We start from the raw sequence: 26,022 nt of genomic DNA on the forward strand, positions 1-26,022 counted from the left end.
AACGGAATCCTGTTCATCCCGTAAATCCTGTCAGAAATAATGAGCAGTTCCGGCGTTAGTACGGTTGACGGTTACTTGTGCCGAAACCAGCAATCCGTTCGATCTGTCTGGTACGCCTTAAACACCGTGTTTACGGGTTCTCCGTGAATGAGTTGTTCGTTAAATCGAGTTCGTGCCAGGTAGTTAAAGGCACCCATATCGCCCGTGTAAGCAGTTTGATTATCATGATTATACTGCTCATGAATTTGGCATAGGACCTCGATAAATGGCTGCATAAGGGTCATATTCCCGCCAATAATGCCGCAGTTAAGCAGGGTTTCAGTCGCGAAAGTTTTCTCATAATCAGCATAATCGGCAATCCGGCCTCGCAACAGCGTGGCATGCGCCTTCATCCAGTCGTTATCAAGGTACTTAAGCTCATCGCCACAAAACAACGCTGTTGGATTATCGACAAAAAGTGGTTGATGAAAAGGATTGTTGAGAACGACCACATCCGAACTATCCGTAACGAAAAAACTGACTATCTCGTGGCTCCGATCCCGTATATAATCCCTGTAAACGAAATACCGATATACGTTCGGGTTGAACAGGGGGTTGTGTACGATCCGGACGAAGGTGACGTACTCGTTTTGAAACAACTCACAGGTTGCTTCGGTAAAATTATTGTGGAATAGTACGCCCTGTATTTTTAAGGCAGTAACGGAGTCAACCCACTCCTGAACGAGCTCATACGAATCGTGGGGTAACGTATTGTTGCGATTCACATCGAAGACACCCGTAATATGACAGGCTAAAATGACCTGTTTTTGCCCGGAAGAAAAAAGCATGTTGGCGTTATAGTAAGGCAGGTACGAGCGTATGCTTCTTTTTAAGGGTCGAACAAATGCTGTTCGGCATGTTCCGGTAATAAATATACGTTCTCAGATCGGCTTTTCTGACCCGGTAGGTTTGCGCTGCCCGTTCGAAAAAACGAGCGTCAGCCCCGTACCCATCCAGAAAATTTATCGTCCTGAAAACCTCTTTCCGGCCAAAAAGCGTAGCGAACAAAATGCACTTATCCACATGAATGAATTTGGTATGGTCCTGTTTGTCAGAAACATAGTAGTCGTTTTCTGTATCGACGACGGTCTCTGTAGTGGAGGCAATCAGGTCCGTGTGGTCCATTTCCTGTAAACAGGCTTGCAGATGATGGGGTTTGTACTCATCGTCGGCATCCAGAATCGTAATGAATTCTCCGGTGCTGTTTAATATTCCCCGGCTAATTGACTTTGACTGACCACAATTCGTATGGCGGAGATACACAATTTTATCCTCGTGTTGTTTTGCGTAGGTAAGAATCCGATTTTGAGGATCGTTTAAACTGCCGTCGTCAATGATGATTAGTTCGAAATTTTGGAAGTTCTGGTTCAATACCGAATCTATAGCCCGCTTCACTAAAACAAAGTCGGTGTTATAGACGGCCATTAACACCGACACGTTTATTCTATTTTCCATTTGGTGGGTAGCTTTTTAAAGCTTCCACAAATATACGTGTCGGCAAGTATAACAACTGGCATAGGAAGTAAATTTCAGTTATTACCAATAAAGCTGGATTGACCACATGATTTAGTCAATCCAGCTTTATTGGTAATAACTGATCTAATCAACTTACGTAAAATGACGAGAACAGCTATAATTTGCCAGGTAATAAGTTGACCTCTACGCGCTGGCCCACTTGGCTTTTGAAGCCTTGGATTGGGGAATAGCTCTGCGTTTGTTTGCCATAATAGCCCGTTCCATCGTACGGGCGGAGGTTTGGGTCTTCTTTGCAGGTATCGGTACAGGTGCCGCCGTGGGCGTCGCCACAGGATTCGCACAGGGTAACGTGGTTATTGCAAACGGGGCTGGCGCAGTTGATCATCCGGCTTGTGGGTGTGCCACAACGGTAGCATACCGATACTGTAACCGGATTTATATGATTGACGGGCACCGTAACGCGGTTATCGAATACGTAACACTCGCCGTCAAAATCTTTGCCCCCCGTTTCCAGACCGTAGCGGATAATACCGCCGTGAAGCTGGTAAACATTTTCGAAGCCTTGTGATAAAAGGTAGGCAGATGCTTTTTCGCATTTAATGCCGCCTGTGCAATAGGTAATTATTTTTTTATCCCGAAGGTGATCGAGTTCATGAACATGGTCGGGTAGTTCGCGCAGGTTTTCCATGTCGAACGTGATGGCCCCTTTAAATTTACCGACTTCGTGCTCATAATTGGACCTCATATCGACCAGCACCACATCCGGGTCGTTTTTCAACCGGCGGAAATCCTCTGGTTCCAGGTGAATACCGGTTTGCCGCAACGGATCGACCGGTAAATCAGAGTGGACAATTTCGGGTTTTACCCGCACGTGCAGTTTCTGAAACGTGTGGCCATCGCTTTCATCAACTTTAAAGGAAATACCGGCAAAGCGCGGATCGGCTTTGAGGGTTTCCATATAGGCTTCACAATCGGCCGTGAGTCCGGATACGGTTCCGTTCAATCCTTCGGGAGCCACAATAATTCGCCCCAGAAGATTCAGGCGGAGGCACAGCAAATGATGCTCTTCCCGATAGTGCTCAGGGTTTTCGATGGGCGAATAGATATAGTACAGGAGAACGCGGTACGGTTTCATAGCTACAGCAAAGAGTCTGACAACGGGGTAAAAAACTTACCTTAATCCGACAGGTTCGTCGGGAAATTCAGTCAGTGAAAAACGTCTGATTTTTATTTATATGTACAAAATTAAACCCAATTTGCTAAAGTTGGTTCCTTAAGGTGGAGCTCCTTCCACGGTTCACGCTTTACTAGCTTCGTATGCATATTGCCATTACAGGAAACATTGGGGCGGGTAAAACGACCCTTGCCGAACAACTAGCTGCTTATTATGGGTGGGAAGTATTGTACGAAGCGGTAGAAGGAAATCCCTATCTGGCTGATTTCTACAGCAATATGCCGCGCTGGTCGTTCAATCTTCAGATTTATTTCCTGAATAGTCGGTTTCTTCAGGTGAAACGGATTATTGACATTCAGGCTGCCAATCAACACCAAACCTTCCAAAGCGGGTCTGGAGGGTTTAGCCTAACCCAGTCTGGTTCGGGCAGTCGGCATACTGTAGTGCAGGATCGAACCATTTACGAGGATGCCGCTATTTTTGCGCGGAACCTGTACGTAAGTGGCGACATGAGTGAGCGGGATTACAATACCTACAGCCAACTCTTTGCCAACATGATGAGTCTCGTTCGTCCCCCCGATCTGATGATCTATTTACGCGCCAGTTTGCCTAAACTCCGCGAACAGATTAAAAAACGAGGGCGGTTGTTCGAGCAGTCTATCAGTAACGAATACCTGGGCAACCTGAATCAACTCTACGAGGAGTTTATTACATCGTATAAGTTAGGGCCCTTATTGATTCTTGACGTAGATACGCTGGATTATGCAAAGCACCCGACTGATTTTGAGTACGTTGTTGAGCAGATAAACAGCCGGTTCGAAGGGAAGCCTGCTTAAGTACATGACTAAAAGCAGCCAGAATTTCACTCATAACGACTATTGATGCTGAGATAGGCGGCTTATTCATAAAGACAGGCCGCTTCTCGGTAAGAACGCGGCCTGTCGGGTGTGGAAAGCGGAAAGAATAGTATATACGAATAGTAGAGTAATTTTGGATTGCTCCAGACAAACTTTCAGGGATACCCATTTGCTGAGTTGGGGTTATTGATCGAGCAATGAATTTTTGTTGGCAGGATTGTAGGTGAGTGGTCAGGCAACCCTTATTGAGCGTAAAGACGCATGGCCCGCATTCCCAGCAAGGGCCCGGGAATCAGTATGTAAAAAATCCAGCCGGATAGCCCTATCGTACCGATCAGCCACGCCATGAGTTGAATGGATAGCACTGTCAGTAAGAAGCCAAAGCAGGTAACAAGGGTTAGAACACTGCCTCGATTATCGACAAAGGCATTACTGGCTACCAGCGTTGAAAATTGGGGAGAGTCACCGGCGGCAGCGGCTCCCCAGAGTAGAAGGAAGAACCCGAAAAGATAGGGCGGCAGTGCCAGCAGTAAGGGCATAAGTAGAATACAAAGCCCCGAGGTAAGTAATAAGTACCGGGCTACCCGGCCACTACCGATCCGTAAAGCCAGGTACCCTCCGCCTACACATCCGGCGGCTCCGGCAGCAATGGCAGCAAAGGCCCAAAGTGAAATCGACGTGATGATTGTCGGGTGTTGTTGAGCGTAGTACATCAATAATGTTGGCAGAAAAGCCCAAAAGGTATAGAGTTCCCACATATGGCCAAAGTACCCCAGCATGGCTGGACGAAAGGCTGAGGGCTTCCACACCGCCAGAAGTGCCTGAATACGAAAGAGACTGCCCGTATTTTTTGTAGCTGTCGACGGTACCGCCAGAGCGAGCAGCACACCACCGCTTATAGCCAGTAAACAGACCGCTATCATCAACGTACGATAGGGTAGGTTGCCGCCCAGCCACCGGATCAGGTGCGGAAAAGCAGTACCCAATACCAGCGCCCCAACCAGAAACCCCATTGCCTTCCCTAATTCGGCTTTAAACCGATCGGCGGCAATCTTCATGCCTACCGGATAAACGCCTGCCAGAAAGAAACCCGTTATGAACCGACTCCCTAAAACGGTTTCCGCTTTCAGGGGTAGCAGGAGCCAGATCAGGTTAACCATAGCTGCCGCCGTTACCGATACCAGAAACACATGAGTTGACCGGAAACGGTCAGGTATGGCTAAAACGGCATACGTGAGCGTACCGATGATGAAGCCAATCTGTACCGACGAGGTGATCCAGCCCGTCAGACTGGTCGTTTTGAGCAGTGTTTGTAATTCGGGCAGGATTGCATTTCCCGCAAACCAGAGTGAAGTACCCGCGAATTGAGCAATGACAATAACCAGCAGTTGACCTCTGGTACCGGAAGAAGCAAGCATTGCCAAAGATAGACATTGGTCGATAACAAGCGGCTACATAGGAGTAAGGCGCTGGTTGGTAAAGTTTTCAGCTCAATGTATATCGTACGCGGCTTGGGTGACATTTTTGACTCAACTTCATCTAATGTACAACTGCCCACCTAAAGTCAAATCATGAAAAGTTTAGTGGCTAACATGACCGTTGTTAACACCCTCAGTCAAATAGGCATTATTTACAAGATTATATATAACATATGAGACGAGTTTTATGTGTGCAGCGTGCCTACTTGGTAGGATTACTGCTAACCTTGATTTTCCCTCCTGCGCAAGCGCAGTCTATTCCGTTTGAAGGAGCTAACGTTATTTTGATTACAACCGATCTGGCCGATAAGGAGGCTTATCTGGTTGCTGGACGCGTGTTAACGGAGCAGGGTATACTATTTTCAGCAGGTGATGATTGTTTGCTGATTACACTACCGGTCAATACTGGGGAGTCAGGTAAGAAGACCGAGTTTGTGGGTCAGTTAGTGGTCAATGCCGGTCTTGTCAAGTTAACCGGTACTATGCAATCACCCAATGAGTCGGTTTCTAACCAGCCGATCAAAGTGACACCTTTATCAATTGGTTACGCCAAAGACAAACGTAAGCCATTGCTTGCACAAGAGGGGTTCTTATACCTTAACGAAATTGCCAAGAAACTTCGTCGACCTTTACACGGCATCATCAGTTACAAAATGCAAGTGCTGTCCACGGAGGAGACAACAGGTAATTAGCCACTCGTAAAGATTATATGAGGGCTACAATCTTAAAAGAGCAAACTCAAAGGAGTAGCTGTCTCAGAAGACCAACGCAACTGAGGCAATTATCGAACCCGGGAAAGAGAGTACCAACTCAACTTTCCGGGTTCGTTGCGTTAGAAGCCTACGATGACATTTCTGATATTTAGCGAGCCTTACCACTTCGGTGCCCCGCGTTTTAATGGCGTGGTCAACTAAAAACATAGCCATTTTGATTAGTTAATTTATTTAACGGACCAAAATCATCCAATTTAGATAGATTATAAATGAAAATTTAGACTATAGGTAGAGAACAAAAAACAGATTTTCAATGAATTAACTGTTGATTGACACATAGAATCAATTGTTCACTATTTGCGATTTGTTTCTTCAGATATTCTTTTTTATGTGTTACTATAACTTAACAAGTTTTCTACATAAAGCACTTGAGTGTTAATTAATATTTCTAATAAAGTATATCGTAAACATGTAATTGACTTTTATTGTAATAAACACATGATCAAAATTTGTATAATAATATGTACCTAAATAATGTGATCTAGTTTTGTTATATATTTCGACCGCTTTTAAGAAGCAAAGGTCACTATGCAATGAATCGAGCAGGAATTGGTAACTAATTAATAAGCCGATTTGTGATCATTATTTTCATAATAGTATAGTTGTATCCTCCTTTACCCCGTTTTTCAAGTCAGGGAAGGATATGGTAACTGTTTCTTTTTAAGACACATCATATACTACCAAACCAAGTACGAAATGTCATTGAATGTGACTGACCGGGCGAAGCTGTAGACAATAGGTGCTGTTCTTTTAGACTGTTTTCTATGAGTCCCGTTAAATTTACCAATTTGGTAGTAACCAAAAGTGCATTATTAAGTCACAAGGGCGCTTAAGCTATCAAAATGTACAAAACTCTACGTGTATTCGGGCGCCTGACTGTCGTGCTGGTCTTTAGTGCTCAACTCCTATCCTGTGTAAGTACCAAGCCGCCTAAATTAGAATACTTCCAAAGCGATAACCCGCAGTTTCCGGCCCTGATCGAAACGGTTGTGCCTCAGGTATCTTATATCAAGAAAGGGGATATTCTGGGTATCATTGTCAGCACGCTCAATAAAGAGTCGAACGAAATCCTGAACTTCTCGAACGTGAATACCTTACCTGTCTCGGCATTTTCAGGAGCAGGTGTGGGCGGAGGGAGCCAGCCATTGGGCTTTCCGGTAGACTCGTCCGGTAGTGTGTTCATGCCCATTATTGGTAAGCAGCGTGTGGCGGGCCTCACGCTGGAGATGGCTGAGTCTAAAATCAAGACCGTCCTGGAGCAGACACTGAAAGAGCCTTCCGTCAACATCCGGTTCATGAACCACAAGTTTTCGATGCTGGGCGAAGTAAATCAGGTTGGCACTTTTAATCTGCTCGACGATCAGACAACCATTCTGGATGCGCTGGCTGCCTGCGGAGACCTTACCCTCTATGGTAAACGGGATAGCGTTACCGTCATACGCATTAACAATGGCATGCGTGAGATCGGGCGGGTCAACCTGCGGAGCCGGGAGGTCTTTAAATCGCCTTATTTCTACCTCCAGAACGGAGACATCGTCTACGTAGAGCCTACGAAAGATAAAGAGATTCCTTTCCGGCAGTTAAACCCAAATCTGCAGCGAATCCCTGTTTACCTGGGCTTATTTACATCAGTAATTTCGTTGATTGCCTTATTCTCAAGGCTTTAAGAGTTCAGCATCCGAATGACCACAAGTGACAGTTTTTTTGCAGACGATCAGGAAGATGACTTCGATCTGCTCGCCTATATTTTCAAGTATTTACGGTACTGGTATTGGTTTGTGCTTACCATTGGTATTAGCCTCGCCGGCGCTTATGTGTATTTAAAACGCTACACCCCCATTTATCAGGTCTACGCAACCCTACTCATCCGGGATGAAAAAGCCGTAAAAAAAGGGGATGACATCGTCGAAGAGTTTTCGGTAGGAGCCAGTAAGCAACTGGAGAATGAAATCGCCGTACTGAAATCGAGGGCGTTATTGGGTAAGGTGATCGACGCCTTGAACCTATCGGTAACGTACTGGACCGAGGCTCGCAGCCGGGATGTTGAAATCTATACCGCCAGCCCCGTAAAAATCAATGCCACCAACATCACCGGCCTGGGCTATAGCCAGCCGCTTTTCATTCAGCCGGGAACCGGAGATCGGTTCCAGGTACTGGACCAGGAAAAAGTGGTGTTAGGCACATTCAGATATAGTGAGCCGGTGCAATGCAAGTATGGCAAGTTCCGGGTATTTCGACGCGATTCGATAGCTATGACCGACGCAGCACCCATCAAAATTCGGTTTCATGATCGCGATGCGCTAATTGGGGAGTTGATTAGTAGTCTGGCTATCTCCCCGGTAAATCCAAAAAGCTCGTTACTATCGATCAGTCTGGAAAACGCGCTGACCAACAAAGGGAAAGATATTCTCTCCAAACTGCTGGATGAGTACGCCTTCACGTCCCTGGATGACAAAAACCGCGAGGCAACCAGCACACTCAGGTTCATTGAAGAACGCCTGAAGTTAATAACTGCTGAGCTGGGCAACGTGGAGCTGGACGTGGAGCAGTACCGGCGGGATAAGGGCGTTATGGATATCAGTTCAGAAGCCAATCTCTTTCTGCAGAAAGTAGAGCAGAACGACGCCAAAATCAATGAAGTCGACCTTCAGCTAAAGATTCTGGAAGGGGTTGAACGGTACATCGACGGGGCGCAGATCAGTGTGGTGGCCCCCTCAACATTAATGGTAAATGATCCTGTATTGAACTCGTACATCGCTCAGCTGTCCGAGCTGGAAGTAGAGCGCAGTAAACTGGCCCAGAGTGTGCAGCCGGGTAATACGTATCTGGAAACCGTTAATTCTCAGATGCGTAATGTGAAGCAGGCGATCAAAGAAAACCTGACGAACCAGAAGAATAACCTGCTCCTCACTAAAAACAGCATTCAGTCCCTCAATAATCGCCTGGATGGGTCCATCTCGGCCGTACCTAAAAAAGAGCGGGAATACATCGAAATAAAGCGGCAGGCAGGTATTAAAGAGAATCTTTACCTGATGCTGTTGAAAAAGCGCGAGGAAACGGCGCTTTCCTATGCCTCCACCATTACGGATAGTCGGGTGGTGGATGTGCCCTTTGCCAGTGGAGGAGCTATTCGGCCAGACCGGCAGAATATTTACATGACCTCTCTATTGCTGGGTCTGATCATCCCCTTTTCCATAATCTTTCTCAAAGAGCTACTGACCTTAACCGTTCAATCGAAGAAGGAAATTGAAAGCAAAACGGGTTTAAAAGTATTTGGCGAAGTGGGTGTAAAACCCAAAAAGGATAAAAGTGAACTGATCGATGTAGACAGCAAAAGCTTTGTGGGTGAGCAGATTAAAATGATCCGCTCTAACATGCAATATTTGTTTCTGGAGGAGCAGGAAGCAAAAGCCCGCGTCATTTTGCTGACCTCCTCGACCAGTGGGGAAGGTAAAACGTTTGTTACCCTAAACATTGCGGCATCGCTGGCTTTACTTGATAAACGGGTGCTGATTCTGGGGTTGGACATGCGAAAGCCCAAGATCAATCAGACCATGAATGTGAGTAATAAGGTCGGTCTTTCCAATTACCTCATTGGTCGGGTAAGAGCCGACGAGGTCATTCAGGAAACAGAAATTCCGCATGTTTTTCTGGCTCCGAGTGGTCCCATTCCACCCAACCCCTCCGAATTACTGGCCAATGGACGGATGAAGTTCTTTTTGAAAGAGGTAGAGAATTCATTTGACTTTATTCTGATCGATACCCCACCGCTTGGCCTGGTAACCGATGCTACCCTGCTGGCTCCCTATGCCGATGTATGTTTCTACCTGATCCGGCACGAAAAAACGCCCCGGCTCTATTTGAAAAATATTGCCGAGTTGAACAAACGGAAAGTGTTTGCCTCGTTGAATCTGATTTTCAACGGCGTCAATTATAAACACTCTGCCGACTATGGGTATGGCTACGGCTATGGGTACGGCTACGGACAAAAAGAGGGGTATGGCCAACCACCCGCAAAGAAAAGCTTTCGCGATCGGTTTCGTAAAGCCAGCTGATCCTACCGGTATAACTGATCTCACTGTATACCATCTTCACCATGCCTCCTCTGAAAGATATTCAAATTGGTGTAATAGGCCTCGGGTATGTTGGCCTTCCCTTAGCGGTCGAATTTGGGAAAAAATACGTGACCGTTGGCTTCGACGTCAACAAACAACGTATCCAGGAACTCGCCGAAGGGATCGATGGAACCCTTGAAATGTCGCCGGAAGATCTACGCTCGGCGACGTTTCTCTCCCTGACGAGTTCTATTGACAGCCTGAGCGCCTGTACGGTATACATCATTACCGTGCCTACCCCCATCGATCTATTTAAAAAACCAGACCTGAGTTTTCTGATAAAGGCCTCCACGGCCGTTGGGAAACTATTAAAACAGGGGGACACGGTTATTTATGAATCGACGGTGTATCCGGGCTGTACCGAAGAGGATTGCGTGCCGGTTCTGGAACGGTTCAGTAATCTGACCTATAATGAAGGGTTCTTCTGCGGCTACTCCCCCGAACGAATCAATCCGGGTGATAAAGAACGAACCCTGACAACCATAGTCAAGATCACTTCTGGCTCAACGCTGGAAACAGCGGCTTTCGTCGATCAGTTATACCGCTCCATCATTACGGCGGGTACGCACCCCGCGCCTTCCATTAAGGTAGCCGAAGCGGCCAAAGCGATCGAGAATGCACAACGGGATATTAACATCTCGTTCGTCAATGAGCTGGCCCTGATGTTTGACCGCATGGGTATCGATACCAATGAGGTACTCGATGCCGCCGGGACAAAATGGAATTTCCTCAAGTTCAAACCCGGACTGGTTGGCGGACACTGCATCGGTGTCGATCCTTATTATCTCGTACATAAGGCGCAGAGCTTGGGGTATTATCCCCAGGTGATCTCATCCGGTAGACTGGTGAACGATGGCATGGGCGTATTTGTTGCCAAAAAAGTGCTCAAGCGGCTCATTGCCAATGGCTTGCAGATTCAGTCCAGCAAAATCCTGATTTTAGGGTTTACCTTTAAAGAGAATTGCCCCGACAGCCGAAATACGAAAGTGATTGATATCTACCACGAGCTGAACGATTTTGGTCTGGCCGTGGAGGTATACGATCCCTGGGCATCTGCTGACGATGTGCTCCATAATCACGGGCTTCACCTCAGCACTACCCTAACGGCGCATACGTACGATGCTATTATCATCGCGGTGGCTCACCATCAGTTCCTGACAATGGATATCAATTCACTAAAGAAAGAAAAGACCTCCATTGTGTTCGATATTAAGTCAATCTTTAAGAAGGACCTTGTTGATTTACGGCTGTAACGGTTTGTTGGTCTGCGCTACGTCTATTCTTTTTGACCGTATTCACACCCCGTTCGCATGAGACACAGCCACCTGTCGCTACGCGGGGAAACGGTTGACAAAGCGAGTTCGGCTCCGGGACCATCAGCAATAATTGCTACGGATCAGGTTTCGGCTGAACTGCCTGCCTGCCTTGAGGGGTATGGGCATCCGGCATCCTGGACAACCTTCTTAAGGACTAATGCCAGCCAGTCACTAACCCGGCTGCCGGTACAAAATATATTCATTCAGGATCGATGCCATAAACAGGAGAATCTCAATGCCCTGTTTACGGGGGTACATCAACTGCTGAATAATGACGGGTATTTTGCCTTCAACCTCGTTACCGCAGAGAACTGCAAACATAAACTTCAGGAGAACTATTCTTCGGCTTTTCTGTGGCTGTATTACCCCCTATACTTCCTGTTTAGACGCGTCCTGCCCAAACTCAACGGGTTCCGGAAATTGTGCCGCCTGCTTCGAATGCCGGTCGATGTGTCGAAAGCTGAACTTATTGGCCGACTGATGTTTACCGGTTTCGATCTGGTCGACCTCATCGAAATGGATAGTGAAACTTTCTTTATTGCCAGGCGGAATCCCAGGACTATCCCAAGTTTGATCAAGTCTCCGCCGAGCGAAGGTTTTTTCTTTCGCATGCAGCGTATGGGACAGTATGGGTTGCCCATTTCGGTCGTCAAACTGCGGTCCATGCACCCCTACGCTGAGTATGTGCAGGCATATATTCACGACACCCAGGGCCTGGATAAAGGCGGTAAGTTTAAAAATGATTTCAGGGTAAGTACCGGCGGACGAATTCTTCGTAAATACTGGCTCGACGAGATTCCAATGTTCTATAATGTCTTGACTGGTGATTTGAAGCTGGTAGGCGTACGGCCCATTAGTAACCACTATTTCAGCTTGTATCCGTCCCACGCGCAGGAAATCCGGAGAAAACACAAACCTGGCTTATTGCCTCCGTTCTATGCCGATCTGCCGGAGACGTTCGAGGAGATTGTCGAGTCGGAACTGAAGTACATGAAGGCTTTTGACGAAAGCCCCTTTCTGACCGACATCCGCTATTTCAGGAAAATAATCATCAATATTCTGGTAAATAAGGTCCGGAGTAAGTGAACCGAGGGGAGCGTCCGTAAACGACAACAGGCATGGCTAGTCAGCATACGATAGGGCAAATACAGATGGTTGATCTCAAAAATCAATACCTGAAAAATAAGTCGGCTGTTGACCAGGCTATTCAGGTATGTCTTGATGAAACGAGTTTTATCAAAGGCCCACAGGTAGCCCTGTTTGAACGCCAACTGGCCACTTACCTGAACGTGCCGCATGTAATATCCTGCGCCAACGGAACAGATGCCCTGCAACTGGCCATGATGGCGCTCGATCTGAAACCGAATGATGAAGTGATCGTACCGGCCTTTACGTATGTGGCCACGGCCGAGGTCATTGCCTTACTTGGTCTCAAGCCCATCATCATCGACGTCGATCCCAAAACCTTCACCATCAATAAGGAGCTGGTAGCTGAAGCAATTACCCCCCAAACCCGGCTGGTGGTACCCGTTCATTTGTTTGGCCAGTGTGCCGATATGGGCGGCATTTTGGACCTGTGCCAGGCCAACGAGATTGCCATTGTTGAAGATGCTGCCCAGGCCATTGGTGCCAGCTACACCTTTCCCAATGGGTATGTGCTTGCTGCCGGGTGTCTGGGTGATCTGGGAACAACCTCTTTTTTTCCGTCGAAAAATCTGGGGTGCTTTGGCGATGGAGGAGCCGTTTTTACCCGAACGGAGGAGTTAGCCTGTAAAGTTCGCATGATTGCCAATCATGGGCAGGCCCGAAAGTACGAACACGAGGTGGTAGGTATCAACTCCCGGCTCGACTCACTCCAGGCCGCCATCTTACTGATAAAGCTAAAATCACTCGCTACGTATACAGCTAACCGTCAGAGAGCTGCCGCCTGGTACGATAATTTATTGAATGGCATCTCAGAAGTAGAAATTCCCTACCGGGCTCCCAATTCAACCCACGTTTTTCACCAATATACTATTAAGGTACCGGCCAAAAAACGGGATGGCCTCATCGAATTTCTTAAACAAAATGGCATTCCGAGCATGGTGTATTACCCGAAATCCCTCACCCGGCAAAAAGCGTATCAGGATGTAGGCCGGGTCGTTGGCGACTTGTCGGTTACGCACGAGCTTTGTCAGCGGGTGTTGTCGCTACCCATGCATACGGAGCTTACTGAGCCGCAGATAGCCTACATTGCCGAAACGATAACCACTTACTTCGCCTAAACTTTGGAGTCCGTTTTTATACACCCAACCGCTATTGTCGACGAAGGCTGCACGATAGGTGAAGGCACCAAAATCTGGCACTTCTCGCACATCATGCCCAACTGTACGCTGGGGGAGAAGTGCAACATCGGTCAGAATGTAGTCATCTCGCCGGACGTTGTGCTGGGCAATAATGTGAAAGTCCAGAATAATGTATCCATCTACACGGGTGTTACCTGCGACGATGATGTGTTTCTGGGCCCGTCCATGGTTTTTACCAATGTCAATAACCCCCGAAGTGCCATCAACCGGCGGGGGCAATACCTGAGAACCCACGTGGGCAAAGGAGCCAGCATCGGGGCCAATGCCACCATTGTGTGTGGCCACGACATTGGCGAATATGCCTTTATCGGGGCCGGGGCCGTAGTTACCAAAACGGTGCCCCCCTACGCGCTCGTCGTTGGTAACCCGGCCCGCCAACTGGGCTGGATCAGCGAATATGGCCACCGCCTGCGCTTCGAGCCGGACGGTTTAGCCACCTGCCCCGAAAGCGGTACCCGCTATATCCTCACGAACGGTAAACTAGCTCCTCTTTTATGAAACGATTTGCCCTGGTTGGTGCCGCCGGCTTTATTGCGCCCCGCCACTTAAAAGCCATTAAAGAAACGGGTAACCAGCTCGTCACCGCTTTCGATAAGTTCGATTCGGTAGGCGTCATGGATAGCTATTTTCCCGAAGCCGATTTCTTTACTGAATTTGAGCGCTTCGACCGGCAGGTGGATAAGCTGCGCCGGAAGGGGAATCCCATCGACTATGTGAGTATCTGTAGCCCGAACTACCTGCACGACGCCCACATTCGGTTTGGGCTGCGAAATGGGGCCGATGTGATCTGCGAAAAGCCGCTGGTGCTGAACCCCTGGAACATCGACGCCCTGGCCGAAATGGAGAAAGAAACAGGTAAACGGGTGAATAACATTCTCCAGCTTCGGCTGCACCCCAGTATTGTTGCGCTGAAGAAACGCATTGCCGAAGGCCCCACCAACAAGATCTATGACCTTGATCTGGCGTACATCACCTCCCGGGGTAAATGGTACAACATCAGCTGGAAGGGCGATGCCAGTAAATCGGGGGGTATCGCCACCAACATTGGCGTTCACTTTTTCGATATGCTCAGCTGGATATTCGGTAAGGTAAAGCTGAATCAGGTACATATTCACGAAGAGAACAACGCGGCCGGTTACCTGGAGCTGGAAAACGCCCGTGTGCGCTGGTTCCTGAGCACCGACTATACGGCATTGCCCGAAGCGGTTCAACTGGCCGGTAAACGAACCTACCGCTCGCTGCAAATTGAAGGGGAAGAAATTGAGTTCAGCGATGGCTTCACGGATTTACACACCCACAGTTACGAACACATCCTTTCCGGTGAAGGATTCGGTCTGCTCGAAGCCTGCCCTTCCATCGAGATCGTTCACCATATCCGGAACGCCAGCCTAACACCGCTCAACGGCGACTATCACCCCATGGCCAACAGCCGCCAGCGGACGGTGGTATCTCAGTAAATCCCCTGACAGGTTTAACGTGTTTTTCTGACAGGACTCACATGATTAACAGGATGAATATGATTGACGGAGCCCTCTCATCCTTACGAAAGAGAAGTAAATCCTGTCAATCCTGTAAATCCTGTCGATAAAAAACAATGACTGATAAAGAAACCTATTCCAGTTCCATTACCCCCAAGGACAAGCTATTCGACCTGCGCCTGGGGGAAATCTGGCAGTACCGCGACCTTCTGGTCCTGTTTGTTCGCCGGGACTTCGTTTCCAAGTTCAAGCAGACGATTCTGGGGCCGCTCTGGTTCTTTATCCAGCCAATCTTTCAGACGGCAGTCATGGCCATTGTGTTTGGTGGTATGGCTAAACTCTCTACCGATGGTGCGCCCCCCATTCTGTTTTACCTGGCCGGTGTAACGGCCTGGAATTATTTTGCCAACTGCCTGCGGTCAACGTCGAACACCTTTACCACGAACGCGGGCTTATTTGGCAAGGTGTACTTTCCAAGGGCCGTGATGCCGCTGTCAGTGGTGATCAGCAACCTGATTCAGTTTGGCATCGGGCTCCTGCTCTTTCTGGTATTGTATGCGTACTTCGCCCTGCGGGGCTATCCGCTGCATCCAAACAGCACATTGTTGCTCATGCCGCTGCTCATTATCATCATGGGTTTTATGGGCCTGGGTTTGGGTATGCTCGTCTCGGCCATGACCACGCGCTACCGCGATTTACAGTACCTCGTTGAGTTTGGTGTTCAATTGCTCATGTATGCTACACCGGTTATTTTGCCCCTATCTGCTGTACCGGCTAAATACCAGCCTATCATGCTGGCTAACCCTATGACCGGCGTTATCGAAACATTTAAATATGGCTTTTTTAAGACAGGTATATTTTCGTGGGAATTGGTGGGCTATTCAGCTGGATTTACCCTAATCGCTTTTCTGGTAGGTTTGGTGGTTTTTAATTATACGGAAAAGAATTTTATAGACGTAGTTTAATAATTGAATAAGGGATGATAGCCCAATTAACCTCAATTTTATTTGTAACTTTTTGCTCTTCCACAGTAGGAGCATTATTAAAACGATATGCAAGGTGGAAGGCATCCTACTTTCTTGATTTTCTAATTGGCTTTGCCATATGCAATGGAGTCTTGACGTTAATTTCTATATTTTTTGCTATTGATACTAAGGTTGTTATTTCATTCAGTTGCTCAATAATGTTAGTGGCAGTTTTTAATGCCAGATGGTTAAATAACTATATTCGAGAGGCAGTGTGTAATATTATAGCACAAATTAATACCAATAAAACTACAGCATTTTTTGCGACTATTATTTGTATAATCTGCTTTTTTAAATCATTATACGCCCCGTCTCTTCACGCCGATGCTGGCCTATATCATATTCAATCTATAAAATGGATTATAGAGTACCCAACAATAAATGGACTGGCTAACTTAAATCCTTTTTTTGGATATAACTTCAATATATTTAGCTGGTTTGCTGCTACTTCCTTTAAAGATTTTTATGGGCAAAATATTTATTCAATAAATATTACGTTGACGCTATACTTTATAGTTTGGCTCCTACAGAAGATTACTACTTCTCAAGAGAACAAAAAATATTTATTAGCTAGTTGCTATGTATTAATATTTGAACGATTTGTTTTTCATTATTTCCCACATCTTTCAACTACTACAGTTAATATATCAATATTTATAATACTGATTGTAGCCTTTGAATCTATATTATGTCTAAAAAAGTATAAAGATAATATATACTTTGCATTAATTTTGCTGGTATTTTCGGTAACAATAAGAGTATCAGCAGCACCTGCTCTTTTGCTCGTTGTAGGAATACTGGCAATAAACTATAAAGATTTATTCGAAAGAAAATATGTAATAAGTTTATTGAGTTGTGGAGTAATTATGACTGGATGGATAATTAAAAATGTGCTAATGACGGGTTGGCTACTATATCCTTTTCCATATATTGATATTTTTCCTTTCAACTGGAAAGTTCCAAAAATTAATGTAGTTGGTTTAAAAGAGGGTCTTAAAATATATGCGCAGGGAAACTGGAAAAATAGTCAATCAGATTGGATAAGTTCATGGTTAAATCATCAAAATATTATAGATTTATTACTTTTAGCAAGCCTCCCCGTATTACTGTTACTATTTTTACTTAAAATTCGAGCTCAAAAACAATTTAAAGGTTATTATGAATTAGTAGCTATTATAGCTTGTTTAGGCGGGGTATTATTTATGATGTTCAACGTACCAACTTTAGTATATAGTGTTGGGTTCATTTTAGCTTTAGTCCTGATAGTTACTGATTATATAGGTAATACTAAAATTTTATACAAGTATTTATTTTATGGGTTCAGCTTAGTTGTCATTGCAAATTTTTTGACTAAAGAATGGTTTCATCCGTGGCACTTCATGAAACATGCTGATGAAAGGGTTATTCTTCCATATTCTATAGCAAACGAAAAACCTATTCGGTTTAATTCCTTCATGATAGATAATAGGGTAAAGTGTTATTATCCGAAAGGAACTCAACAATGCCTTGATTGCGAATTACCGTGTAGTATGGAAGAGATAAACAATAGGTTACATCTTCGCGGTAAAACCATTGGACAAGGGTTTTATTTATCTGCAAATTAAAAATAGCAATTTTACTAAGAATGAAGCCCATTATAAAGGTAGAGAGTCTTTCCAAACAATATCGACTCGGCAGCGTCGGCACAGGGACATTATCCAATGACCTCAAAAGATGGTGGCACCAAGTTCGAGGTAAAGATGACCCTTTCCTGAAAATTGGCGAAAGTAATGATCGAAGCACTAAGGGTAAAAGTGAATACGTGTGGGCCTTAAAAGACATCAATTTTGAAGTAATGCCCGGAGAAATATTAGGAATTATTGGAAAAAATGGGGCCGGAAAATCTACATTGCTCAAAATACTTTCAAAAGTTACTGGTCCCACCACTGGGCGCATAGACTACAACGGACGCATCGGAAGTTTGTTGGAAGTGGGGACAGGTTTCCATCCCGAACTCACTGGCCGCGAAAATATCTTTCTCAATGGAGCCATCTTAGGAATGACCAAGCGCGAAATTCGCGCGAAATTAGATGAAATTATTGACTTCTCAGGCTGTGAGCGATACATTGATACCCCTGTAAAACGCTACTCCTCAGGCATGACCGTACGCCTAGGCTTTGCTGTTGCCGCCCACCTCGACCCCGAAATCCTTATCGTGGACGAAGTACTGGCCGTAGGCGATGCTGAGTTTCAGAAAAAGGCCATTGGCAAGATGCAAGACATCAGTAAAGGAGGGGGGAGGACTGTGTTGTTTGTGAGTCATAATATGGGCAGTCTTCGCCAGTTATGTACACGTGGATTACTCATCGGTAAAGGACAAGTTACATGCGAGGGTAGTATTGACACAGTTATAGACGAATATTTGCAGAATGTTTCAAAGAGAACGGAGTACAACGCTCCATTAGGGGAAACTGAAGTATTTATTAGGAAGGCTTATTTTGAAAGGGAAAAACAAGGTTACTTATTTTCAGAGGAAGTTAAAATTATTGTAGAGGTTGCATCCAAAATACAGGCTTCAAATACATCTTTTAGTTTTGCAGTAGTAAATAAGTTTGATCAGCGTGTTTTCAGTAATGTATACCCTTTTAGTTGTAAAATAGGCAATTATCGTTTTTCTATAAAATTGCCTAGTAAATTATTAGCACCTAATCATTATTCTATTTTACTGGCAGTTGATATTCCTAATCAAATTTTATTTGATTATGTAGTAAGTGCCCTTTCTTTTGAAATAATTGATGAGGGCAGCCTGCTGTCTAAATATACTGGACACCATGGAGATATTATAATTGAGAATAATATTGATCTGGTAAAAGAACCAAAACCATTGAAATGACTTAGTAAAGATGGGCATTTTATCAAAACTTATTCCTCAGACTTTCAAGCACCAATACCGCCTTCGAAAATACCCTGAATACAGCGCTATTTTTGAGATAGAGCAGGAGTTTAATAGGTTAAATAAGCTCCCTCGCTATCAAGGAGGAATAAGTACTATTTTGAGTAATCCTTTTAAATTTACAGATGCTACATCATTTGCTTTTATCTATGATGAGGTGTTCAATAAAAAAATCTATCAATTCGAAACAAATAACAAACGGCCCTACATCATAGATGCAGGTGCAAACATTGGATTAAGTGTATTGTATTTCAAACAACTCTACCCTGATGCCGAAATTCTTGCTTTTGAGCCTGATGAAAAAGTATTTGATGCGCTAAGTTATAATGTGCAGTCTTTTGGGCTTGAAAATGTAACATACCTCAAAAAAGCCCTCTGGAATGAAGAAACAGAATTAGAATTTATGTCAGAGGGAGCTGACGCTGGCAGGGTAGCTGTTAAAAATGATGCCACACAGCTTATCCAAGTGCCTACAGAAAGTCTGAGAAAGTACCTCAATAGAAAAGTTGATTTCTTGAAAATAGACATAGAAGGTGCTGAAACTACCGTGTTAGAAGATTGTGCCAATTTGTTACATAATGTAGAAAGGCTGTTTGTAGAGTATCATTCTTTTGTGGATAAGCCACAGGAATTACATCAACTTTTACTCTTCCTCGCAAATGCTGGGTTTAGGTACAACGTACAACATATTGGGGTATTTTCTTCTCATCCCTTTTGTCAAATTCATCAATATTTAGGTATGGATAATCAATTAAATATTTTTGCCGTTAGAAATCAATAACTTGTCAGCCCTATGAAAACCTACCTAAATCTTGGCTGCGGCTATCGCTACCAAACAGGGTGGACAAATGTAGATTATGTGAGTACAGGAGATGGGGTATTGGCACACAATCTACTGCAAGGAATACCCTTTTCTGAGAATAGTTTTGAAGTAGTCTATCATTCTCATATATTGGAGCATTTCAGCAAAGCTGATGGCAAGCAATTTATTCAAGAGTGCTACAGAGTACTCAAGCCAAATGGTACTATCAGAATTGCTGTACCTGATTTGGAGCAAATAGTCAGAGAATATACCAAAAACTTAGAAAAGGCTCTAGAAGGCGATGCAAAAGCCCCGCAAGATTATGAGTGGATTATGCTTGAGCTGTATGACCAAGTAGTGAGAAGCAAAAGTGGAGGTGAAATGGCTGATTATATTTTTCAGCCCGAAATCCCTAATGAGGACTATGTATTTGCTAGGCTAGGAGAAGAAGCAAGAAACCTAAGAAAAGGCAATTTAGCCTCTCTCAATCAACCTAAAAAAGAGCCAAGCACCCCAAAAGACAAACGGAGTATGTTTAGAAAGGTATTGAGCAAACTAAAAAATAATTTGCGACAGGTACTCTTTCAATCTGAAATAAAGTTCTACCAAGAGAACTTACACTACATAACACTAGGTAAGTTTCGTCTGGGTGGTGAGATTCATCAATGGATGTATGATAGCTATTCACTCAGCAAGTTACTCACAGAAATAGGCTTCAAAGAGGTAAAAATCCAAACGGCCTTTGAAAGTCAAATTCCTAACTGGAATAGTTATGAACTAGAAACAAAAGAAGGTATTATCTTCAAACCTGACTCTCTGTTCATAGAAGCCAAAAAATAACATGAACATCACCCTCATCAACACCTTTGACGTTGGCGGAGCTGCAAAATCTTGTATTCGTTTGCATCAAGGGCTATTGGCTGAGGAGATTACCTCTGTGTTATTGCTAAAGCAGAAAACACAAAACATTGCAAACAGTGTTCGTTTTCAGCCTTTAGAACCAGTTCTAAGCACGCAGAAAAAAATCAGGGCTAAGTTGAAGCGAATAGCATTAGAACTCAAGATAGTCGCACCTCCCAAAGACCCCATAATTCCACAAATTACTTTTCTTAAACAAAGGCCCAAAGGCCTAGAAGCCTTTAGTTTTCACTACACCGATATCGACCTTACACAAAGCCCTGAGTACCTAGCTGCAGATATTATCAATCTGCATTGGGTGGCAGATTTTCTGGATTGGCAGAGTTTTTTTATCAAAAATACCAAGCCTGTAGTCTGGACACTACACGACCAAAACCCTTTTTTGGGAGGTGAGCATTATGCGGAGCGTTATTTGGGCCTAGATGCACAGGGTTATCCTATCTCAAGAAAATACACCGAGCAAGAACAAGAAGAGGAAAAAAAAATACTGGACATTAAAAGAAGTGCTTTAGAGCAAGTAAAAAATTTACACATTGTAGCTCCTTCTAAATGGTTGGTAGAGAGTTCTCAAAATAGTGAGTTACTCGGAAGGTTTTCGCATCATCATATTCCCTATGGCTATCCTACAGATATTTTCAAACCTTATGATAGGCTGTTTTGCAGAGAAGTTTTAGGCATTCCCCAGGACAAAACGGTATTGCTTTTTGTAGCAGACTCTGTAGATAATTCACGCAAGGGTTATGTCTATCTGCAAAAAGCCCTCGAATGTCTATCGGAGACGCATCAGCAAGAGGTTTTTTTATGCGCTATAGGCAGCAAAGCTCATCTATCCAGCAATCATCAAGTGATAGAACTAGGGCACGTGCATGATGAGCGGCTCATGGCGATGGCCTACAGTGCCGCCAATGCCTTTGTAATTCCTTCCTTAGAAGATAATCTCCCCAATACCATGATCGAGTCGGCACTTTGCGGTACACCCGTTATAGGCTTCAACACTGGCGGAATCCCTAGTATAGTCATTAATGCACAAACAGGCTACCTCTGCCCCGAAATATCCGTACAATCTCTTAGAGAAACTATAGAGAAGTTTTTAGATAATCCTACTGTATTTGATAGAGAAAAAATAGCGCACGAAGCAAAAGAGAAATACGCATTAGAGGTGCAGGCGCAAAGATATATTCAGCTCTATGAATCTATTCTGAGCCAGTGAAAAACTCTATTTAGCCCAAAGTTTTTCATGAATAATTTTGGGCCAATTGATTTCAAGCGATTAATGATGATAAAGAACTCATGATATACATTTCAACAATGCAAATTTTATCCAGCTTAAGGAATGCTTACAGAATACTATTTCATGAGCGCATCTAATTTTAGGCCATAGAAAAAGAATATTCTTTTATTTGAGACTAAATCTTTTATTTATGCAACAACTCCCATCAAGAAAATTCTTTTAGAAGACCTCAATAGTATAAAAATCGTTTAGTGTCCAATTCCAAGCTCTGGTTAATAATAAAGTAAATTTTGAGACCTTTCTTTAGTATAATAATCCCAACCTATAATAGCGCTAGAACTATTGACTGCTGCTTGGAAAGCATACTAAATCAAAATTTTGGTAATTTTGAAATTTTGATTATTGATGGTATTTCCTCTGATAATACTTTAACAATTGCCCGAGATTATGATGACAATCGAATTAAAATATTTTCAGAGCCAGATAAAGGCATCTACGATGCTATGAACAAGGGTATTTTGCGTTCAAAAGGAGAATGGTTGTATTTTATAGGAAGTGATGATACCCTCTTCGATAATGATGTATTGAATGATGTTTTTATTCAATTATCTAATCAGGAAGTTAATGTAATCTACGGGAATGTACTGATGATGCAGTCGGGATTAATAAATGACGGTGAATTTAATTTTGAAAAGATTCAAACTAACTTAATTTGTCATCAAGCTATTTTTTATCAGAAGAAAGTATTTGAAATTTTGGGGGGTTACAGTATACGGTATAAAGTATATGCAGATGCTGACTTCAATCTAAAATGGTTTTTTAGCGAAAGAATTAGTAATAGGTTTTTTAATAGAATAATTGCAAAGTATTCTGAAACAGGATATAGTTCAGTACAGAAAGATGATTTTTTTTTCGACGAGTTGCCTGAGAAGTTAGTTAAATTAGGAACAAATAAGCTTAATCTTTCAAAATTAAAAGAACAGGCAACCTATGCTGCCATTAACAATAAGCGAAATAAAAAATATTTACAATTTGTTTACTTTAAGGCAATTTATATTTATTGTAGAGTTGCTGATGCTGCAAAAAGGAAATATTATTTACTTTTAAAATTATTATGATTCTTGAAGAGCCATTAGTGAGCATTTGTTCAACTACATTTAATAGAGAGAAGTACATTGGACAAGCAATTGAAAGTTGGCTGTCACAAAAAGTGAATTTCAGTTTTGAGATTGTTATTTCAGATGATTGTAGCACTGACAATACAATTCAAATCATTGAAGAATATATTGAGTTGAATCCGAATGTTAAAATAAAATTACTTAAATCTGCCAAAAATCAGGGCTTCGTTAAAAACTCAATAAAAGTATATGAGTCTGCAAAGGGTAAATATATTGCACATTGCGATGGAGATGATTATTGGATTGATGATTACAAACTACAAAAGCAATTTGATTTTTTAGAAAACAATGCAGATTATGTAATGTGTTTTACAAATTCTTATATAATCAATGATTATACTAATGAGAAAAGAAAGGCTAAAGTCAATATTTGGGATACTTGTACAACAAGAGATATATTAGAAGAACATAATAGTTTAAAAGCCGCAAAATATGGCGAAATACAGACCTTGGCACACATGTCATCTATTTTATTTCGTAACTATCTAATTAAAAGTTTCCCTAAATGGTACTATACTACATATATGAATGATGATACTCTTTTTGTAATGCTTTCTAAATTTGGTAAGGCAAAGTTAATAAATGAAATCTGTGCCGTATATAGGTTTAATGAAGAAGGTGTTTCAAAAAAAAATTTCTCATTTGAAAAAGACCTGAAGGGAAGGATTAAGTTCTATAAAGATTTAAATAAATATCTAAATTTTGAATTTCACAATTCCATAGCAAAACTATTGTTCGAATATAATTATAAGTTATCTAAGCTTTATTTCAGAAATAATAATATTATTTATTTAACAATAACATTATTTGAGACATTTTATATAAAACTGTATATACAATTTTATAGATTTAAAAGTATGTTTAAATACTAAGAGTAGTTAAACTGAAAAAAAATGTTGATCAGTTTAAAAATATAGTTTTCCAAATAACTCTTTTGTAACCAACCATTAAAACCAAAAGTTTTTTCTAGTGTTGTTAAATTTGTTAATAAAAACAATATGGCATCTATATTTAGGAAATTAAAAAACAAAATTAAAAATTTCATTAGAAATGCTGTTTCTCTACCTCCGTATGAGCAAAATACTCAAGTAGATCAAGTCATGATTGCTAATCAATATGTTTTAATGAAAAAAATGATGACATACAGTGAAATGCCATCATTTAAGGATGTGGGTTTTAAAGTGCATTCTGAGTTTGAAGAAGACGGGATTTTATTATATATATTTTCACTGATAGGTACAACAAACAAACGCGTTGTTGAGATATGTGCTGGTGACGGTATGCAGTGTATGGCAGCAAATCTTATCATTAATCATGGTTGGGATGGTCTGCTATTTGATGGTGAAAAAAATAATGTAGACAAAGGAATCGTTTTTTTTGCTTCGAATAAGTCAACTTTCCTTTTTCCACCTATTTTTAAACAAGCTTGGTTAACTGTTGAAAACATAAATCATCTTATTTCTGAAAACGGGTTTCAAGGTGGAATAGATTTGTTAAGTTTAGATATTGATGGGAACGACTATTACATTATGGATGCTATTAATGTCGTAAGACCACGCGTGATTATTTGTGAAACGCATAATGTAATTCCAAGTGATATCGCAATAACAATTCCATATAGAGAAGATTTTTATTACAGGGACGGGAAACAACATGAGGAGTTTAGATCAGTCTCGCTATTGGCGATGAAAAATTTATTAGCTAAAAAAGGCTACCGCTTAGTTGGTTCTCATAGATATGGGTTTAATGTAATATTTATGCTAAATGAAGTCGGGAAAGAGTATTTTCCTGAGGTAAGTATTGAAAGTGTTCATGACAACTCCTATACAAAGTTTCGAACAGAGACAGCCTGGAAAGAAGTTGAAAATTTACCGTGGGTAAAAATTTAATGACAACAAAATTAAGCATAGCATAATATTCTAATTTATCAGACTAACCCAATGCTAATTCGTAGCATCGCTACATAATACACTATACGTTATTGAACTGTGAATACACTTGTAATACTTGCAGCTTGCGTTCACTATGTTAGGCTACAAATAAACTGAGTATGAATGTTGATCCGAAGTTGCCTCGCCTTAGCCTTATAAGGATGGAAACAAGCTGCTATCCTTAAGCATTGGGTTTGAAACAAGCCTGGGTCAGTCGGACTTCCCAAGACACATCTAGACTCGTATCCTTGTCAATGAGCGAGTAAAACGACTATACAGAGTCAGTTATAACGCTTAAATAGTAGGATGTTTATTTAAGAAAGTGGAATGGAGAAGACAAAGACAGTAACAAAAAGCCCACCAGTAAGACCCCAAATGGGTCGATCAGTGGCGAGACAAACGTTTAGTCGAGCTCAATAAAAGTCCAAACTGAAGGGCGTGTTATTCTTCACGTTGAAAAATCAGCCGGTTATCTAATACCAATGCTTAGGCTAACTTGGGCTCCAGGATGCCAAATCCTAGTTTTGCCAGAGCAGGCGGGTCGAACTCTTCTTAAACTAATTGTAGCCATTGCTCTTAAAATTCGGATTTATTCAGAAAGGCAGGATCGCTCGTTTAAAGACAAAAATAGCATCTGGTTTCTAAATAGGCTTTATGGCGTTACAGTTAACGTAATTTACTCATTATCTGGGACGGTGGTACTATTCACCAAAGTGAGGCAATCAAGGCAATCTTGAGTCAGCGGCCCAGTCGAGTTCATCTAGCGCCTTTACCTCCTTACTGCCCTGAGCTAAACCTGGTTGAATTTGTCTAGAATCAGCAAGCAACAAAACGAGTGTTCCTTTCATTATTGAACAGATGCAAGCACCTCAGGAACCACTCAATATCTTCTAAAAAGAGCGGAAACTTGGAAAAGCCTTCCTCCACAAAAAAGGGATTGTTTTATTTACAAAT

Annotated in this window: 23 protein-coding genes; 19 read left to right on the forward strand and 4 right to left on the reverse strand. The window is 42.8% G+C overall.

Going from position 1 to position 26,022, the window contains the following annotated elements:
- Positions 1 to 71 precede the first annotated feature (71 nt).
- From CRO74_RS07200 to trhO, 3 genes are all read right to left on the reverse strand, one after another.
- Positions 72 to 827, reverse strand: coding sequence for a hypothetical protein (locus tag CRO74_RS07200; RefSeq protein WP_097125301.1), 756 nt, complete (start codon positions 825 to 827; stop codon positions 72 to 74).
- Between the two features lie 7 nt (positions 828 to 834).
- A complete protein-coding gene (locus tag CRO74_RS07205) occupies positions 835 to 1,494 on the reverse strand; it encodes a glycosyltransferase family 2 protein (RefSeq protein WP_097125302.1) in 660 nt (219 codons plus the stop codon).
- A 175-nt stretch (positions 1,495 to 1,669) separates the two neighbouring features.
- On the reverse strand, positions 1,670 to 2,650 hold the full coding sequence (trhO, locus tag CRO74_RS07210) for an oxygen-dependent tRNA uridine(34) hydroxylase TrhO (RefSeq protein ID WP_097125303.1): 981 nt from the start codon (positions 2,648 to 2,650) through the stop codon (positions 1,670 to 1,672).
- Positions 2,651 to 2,832: 182 nt separating this feature from the next.
- Between trhO and CRO74_RS07215 the strand changes: the two genes are divergently transcribed.
- On the forward strand, positions 2,833 to 3,525 hold the full coding sequence (locus CRO74_RS07215; RefSeq protein WP_097125304.1) for a deoxynucleoside kinase: 693 nt from the start codon (positions 2,833 to 2,835) through the stop codon (positions 3,523 to 3,525).
- Between the two features lie 263 nt (positions 3,526 to 3,788).
- Here CRO74_RS07215 and CRO74_RS07220 read toward each other — a convergent pair whose 3' ends face one another.
- Complete coding sequence (locus CRO74_RS07220) at positions 3,789 to 4,964, reverse strand: MFS transporter (RefSeq protein ID WP_097125305.1); 1,176 nt, start codon at positions 4,962 to 4,964, stop codon at positions 3,789 to 3,791.
- Between the two features lie 233 nt (positions 4,965 to 5,197).
- Here CRO74_RS07220 and CRO74_RS07225 point away from each other — a divergent pair, with 233 nt between their 5' ends.
- The 18 genes from CRO74_RS07225 to CRO74_RS32350 all read left to right on the forward strand — a co-directional run bounded on the left by CRO74_RS07225 (position 5,198) and on the right by CRO74_RS32350 (position 25,882).
- Complete coding sequence (locus CRO74_RS07225) at positions 5,198 to 5,716, forward strand: hypothetical protein (RefSeq protein WP_097125306.1); 519 nt, start codon at positions 5,198 to 5,200, stop codon at positions 5,714 to 5,716.
- Between the two features lie 923 nt (positions 5,717 to 6,639).
- Positions 6,640 to 7,464: a polysaccharide biosynthesis/export family protein gene (locus CRO74_RS07230; protein ID WP_097125307.1), complete on the forward strand. Its 825-nt coding sequence runs from the start codon at positions 6,640 to 6,642 to the stop codon at positions 7,462 to 7,464.
- 15 nt (positions 7,465 to 7,479) lie between these two features.
- Complete coding sequence (locus CRO74_RS07235) at positions 7,480 to 9,852, forward strand: GumC family protein (RefSeq protein WP_097125308.1); 2,373 nt, start codon at positions 7,480 to 7,482, stop codon at positions 9,850 to 9,852.
- 41 nt (positions 9,853 to 9,893) lie between these two features.
- Positions 9,894 to 11,165: a nucleotide sugar dehydrogenase gene (locus CRO74_RS07240; RefSeq protein ID WP_097125309.1), complete on the forward strand. Its 1,272-nt coding sequence runs from the start codon at positions 9,894 to 9,896 to the stop codon at positions 11,163 to 11,165.
- Between the two features lie 57 nt (positions 11,166 to 11,222).
- Entirely contained in the window at positions 11,223 to 12,314 is a 1,092-nt protein-coding gene (locus CRO74_RS07245) for a sugar transferase (RefSeq protein ID WP_097125310.1), read from the forward strand.
- Between the two features lie 32 nt (positions 12,315 to 12,346).
- Positions 12,347 to 13,492 carry a DegT/DnrJ/EryC1/StrS family aminotransferase gene (locus CRO74_RS07250; RefSeq protein ID WP_245877774.1) on the forward strand — a complete coding sequence of 382 codons (1,146 nt, stop codon included), beginning with the start codon at positions 12,347 to 12,349 and terminating at the stop codon, positions 13,490 to 13,492.
- Between the two features lie 3 nt (positions 13,493 to 13,495).
- The gene (locus tag CRO74_RS07255) at positions 13,496 to 14,071 is read left to right on the forward strand and encodes an acyltransferase (protein WP_097125311.1); all 576 of its coding nucleotides are present in this window, start codon (positions 13,496 to 13,498) and stop codon (positions 14,069 to 14,071) included.
- Positions 14,068 to 15,030: a Gfo/Idh/MocA family protein gene (locus tag CRO74_RS07260; protein ID WP_097125312.1), complete on the forward strand. Its 963-nt coding sequence runs from the start codon at positions 14,068 to 14,070 to the stop codon at positions 15,028 to 15,030. The genes CRO74_RS07255 and CRO74_RS07260 overlap by 4 nt, the downstream gene beginning before the upstream one ends.
- Before the next feature lie 137 nt (positions 15,031 to 15,167).
- Positions 15,168 to 16,016, forward strand: a complete 849-nt coding sequence (locus CRO74_RS07265) for an ABC transporter permease (protein WP_097125313.1) — start codon at positions 15,168 to 15,170, stop codon at positions 16,014 to 16,016.
- A 14-nt stretch (positions 16,017 to 16,030) separates the two neighbouring features.
- Positions 16,031 to 17,680 (forward strand): LIC_10190 family membrane protein, encoded by a 1,650-nt coding sequence (locus tag CRO74_RS07270; RefSeq protein ID WP_097125314.1) that lies wholly within the window; start codon positions 16,031 to 16,033, stop codon positions 17,678 to 17,680.
- Positions 17,681 to 17,700: 20 nt separating this feature from the next.
- Entirely contained in the window at positions 17,701 to 18,948 is a 1,248-nt protein-coding gene (locus tag CRO74_RS07275) for an ABC transporter ATP-binding protein (protein WP_097125315.1), read from the forward strand.
- Between the two features lie 10 nt (positions 18,949 to 18,958).
- Positions 18,959 to 19,789, forward strand: a complete 831-nt coding sequence (locus tag CRO74_RS07280) for an FkbM family methyltransferase (RefSeq protein ID WP_097125316.1) — start codon at positions 18,959 to 18,961, stop codon at positions 19,787 to 19,789.
- A gap of 12 nt (positions 19,790 to 19,801) precedes the next feature.
- The gene (locus tag CRO74_RS07285; RefSeq protein ID WP_097125317.1) at positions 19,802 to 20,650 is read left to right on the forward strand and encodes a class I SAM-dependent methyltransferase; all 849 of its coding nucleotides are present in this window, start codon (positions 19,802 to 19,804) and stop codon (positions 20,648 to 20,650) included.
- Position 20,651: 1 nt separating this feature from the next.
- Positions 20,652 to 21,938: a glycosyltransferase gene (locus CRO74_RS07290; RefSeq protein WP_097125318.1), complete on the forward strand. Its 1,287-nt coding sequence runs from the start codon at positions 20,652 to 20,654 to the stop codon at positions 21,936 to 21,938.
- Between the two features lie 311 nt (positions 21,939 to 22,249).
- A complete protein-coding gene (locus tag CRO74_RS07295; protein WP_179830142.1) occupies positions 22,250 to 23,077 on the forward strand; it encodes a glycosyltransferase family 2 protein in 828 nt (275 codons plus the stop codon).
- The gene (locus tag CRO74_RS07300) at positions 23,074 to 24,009 is read left to right on the forward strand and encodes a glycosyltransferase (RefSeq protein WP_097125320.1); all 936 of its coding nucleotides are present in this window, start codon (positions 23,074 to 23,076) and stop codon (positions 24,007 to 24,009) included. The genes CRO74_RS07295 and CRO74_RS07300 overlap by 4 nt, the downstream gene beginning before the upstream one ends.
- Positions 24,010 to 24,135: 126 nt before the next feature.
- The gene (locus tag CRO74_RS07305) at positions 24,136 to 25,026 is read left to right on the forward strand and encodes an FkbM family methyltransferase (protein WP_097125321.1); all 891 of its coding nucleotides are present in this window, start codon (positions 24,136 to 24,138) and stop codon (positions 25,024 to 25,026) included.
- A 727-nt stretch (positions 25,027 to 25,753) separates the two neighbouring features.
- Entirely contained in the window at positions 25,754 to 25,882 is a 129-nt protein-coding gene (locus tag CRO74_RS32350) for a transposase (protein WP_394341887.1), read from the forward strand.
- Positions 25,883 to 26,022: the final 140 nt, after the last annotated feature.

It is taken from the genome of Spirosoma fluviale (assembly GCF_900230225.1).
GTDB lineage: Bacteria > Bacteroidota > Bacteroidia > Cytophagales > Spirosomataceae > Spirosoma > Spirosoma fluviale.

What these genes read in the sequence shown, in the direction of transcription:
- CRO74_RS07200 (WP_097125301.1), bottom strand. Translation starts at nt 827, where the DNA reads ATGCTTTTTTCTTCCGGGCAAAAACAGGTCATTTTAGCCTGTCATATT.
- CRO74_RS07205 (WP_097125302.1), bottom strand. Translation starts at nt 1,494, where the DNA reads ATGGAAAATAGAATAAACGTGTCGGTGTTAATGGCCGTCTATAACACC.
- trhO (WP_097125303.1), bottom strand. Translation starts at nt 2,650, where the DNA reads ATGAAACCGTACCGCGTTCTCCTGTACTATATCTATTCGCCCATCGAA.
- CRO74_RS07215 (WP_097125304.1), top strand. Translation starts at nt 2,833, where the DNA reads ATGCATATTGCCATTACAGGAAACATTGGGGCGGGTAAAACGACCCTT.
- CRO74_RS07220 (WP_097125305.1), bottom strand. Translation starts at nt 4,964, where the DNA reads ATGCTTGCTTCTTCCGGTACCAGAGGTCAACTGCTGGTTATTGTCATT.
- CRO74_RS07225 (WP_097125306.1), top strand. Translation starts at nt 5,198, where the DNA reads ATGAGACGAGTTTTATGTGTGCAGCGTGCCTACTTGGTAGGATTACTG.
- CRO74_RS07230 (WP_097125307.1), top strand. Translation starts at nt 6,640, where the DNA reads ATGTACAAAACTCTACGTGTATTCGGGCGCCTGACTGTCGTGCTGGTC.
- CRO74_RS07235 (WP_097125308.1), top strand. Translation starts at nt 7,480, where the DNA reads ATGACCACAAGTGACAGTTTTTTTGCAGACGATCAGGAAGATGACTTC.
- CRO74_RS07240 (WP_097125309.1), top strand. Translation starts at nt 9,894, where the DNA reads ATGCCTCCTCTGAAAGATATTCAAATTGGTGTAATAGGCCTCGGGTAT.
- CRO74_RS07245 (WP_097125310.1), top strand. Translation starts at nt 11,223, where the DNA reads ATGAGACACAGCCACCTGTCGCTACGCGGGGAAACGGTTGACAAAGCG.
- CRO74_RS07250 (WP_245877774.1), top strand. Translation starts at nt 12,347, where the DNA reads ATGGCTAGTCAGCATACGATAGGGCAAATACAGATGGTTGATCTCAAA.
- CRO74_RS07260 (WP_097125312.1), top strand. Translation starts at nt 14,068, where the DNA reads ATGAAACGATTTGCCCTGGTTGGTGCCGCCGGCTTTATTGCGCCCCGC.
- CRO74_RS07265 (WP_097125313.1), top strand. Translation starts at nt 15,168, where the DNA reads ATGACTGATAAAGAAACCTATTCCAGTTCCATTACCCCCAAGGACAAG.
- CRO74_RS07270 (WP_097125314.1), top strand. Translation starts at nt 16,031, where the DNA reads ATGATAGCCCAATTAACCTCAATTTTATTTGTAACTTTTTGCTCTTCC.
- CRO74_RS07275 (WP_097125315.1), top strand. Translation starts at nt 17,701, where the DNA reads ATGAAGCCCATTATAAAGGTAGAGAGTCTTTCCAAACAATATCGACTC.
- CRO74_RS07280 (WP_097125316.1), top strand. Translation starts at nt 18,959, where the DNA reads ATGGGCATTTTATCAAAACTTATTCCTCAGACTTTCAAGCACCAATAC.
- CRO74_RS07285 (WP_097125317.1), top strand. Translation starts at nt 19,802, where the DNA reads ATGAAAACCTACCTAAATCTTGGCTGCGGCTATCGCTACCAAACAGGG.
- CRO74_RS07290 (WP_097125318.1), top strand. Translation starts at nt 20,652, where the DNA reads ATGAACATCACCCTCATCAACACCTTTGACGTTGGCGGAGCTGCAAAA.
- CRO74_RS07300 (WP_097125320.1), top strand. Translation starts at nt 23,074, where the DNA reads ATGATTCTTGAAGAGCCATTAGTGAGCATTTGTTCAACTACATTTAAT.
- CRO74_RS07305 (WP_097125321.1), top strand. Translation starts at nt 24,136, where the DNA reads ATGGCATCTATATTTAGGAAATTAAAAAACAAAATTAAAAATTTCATT.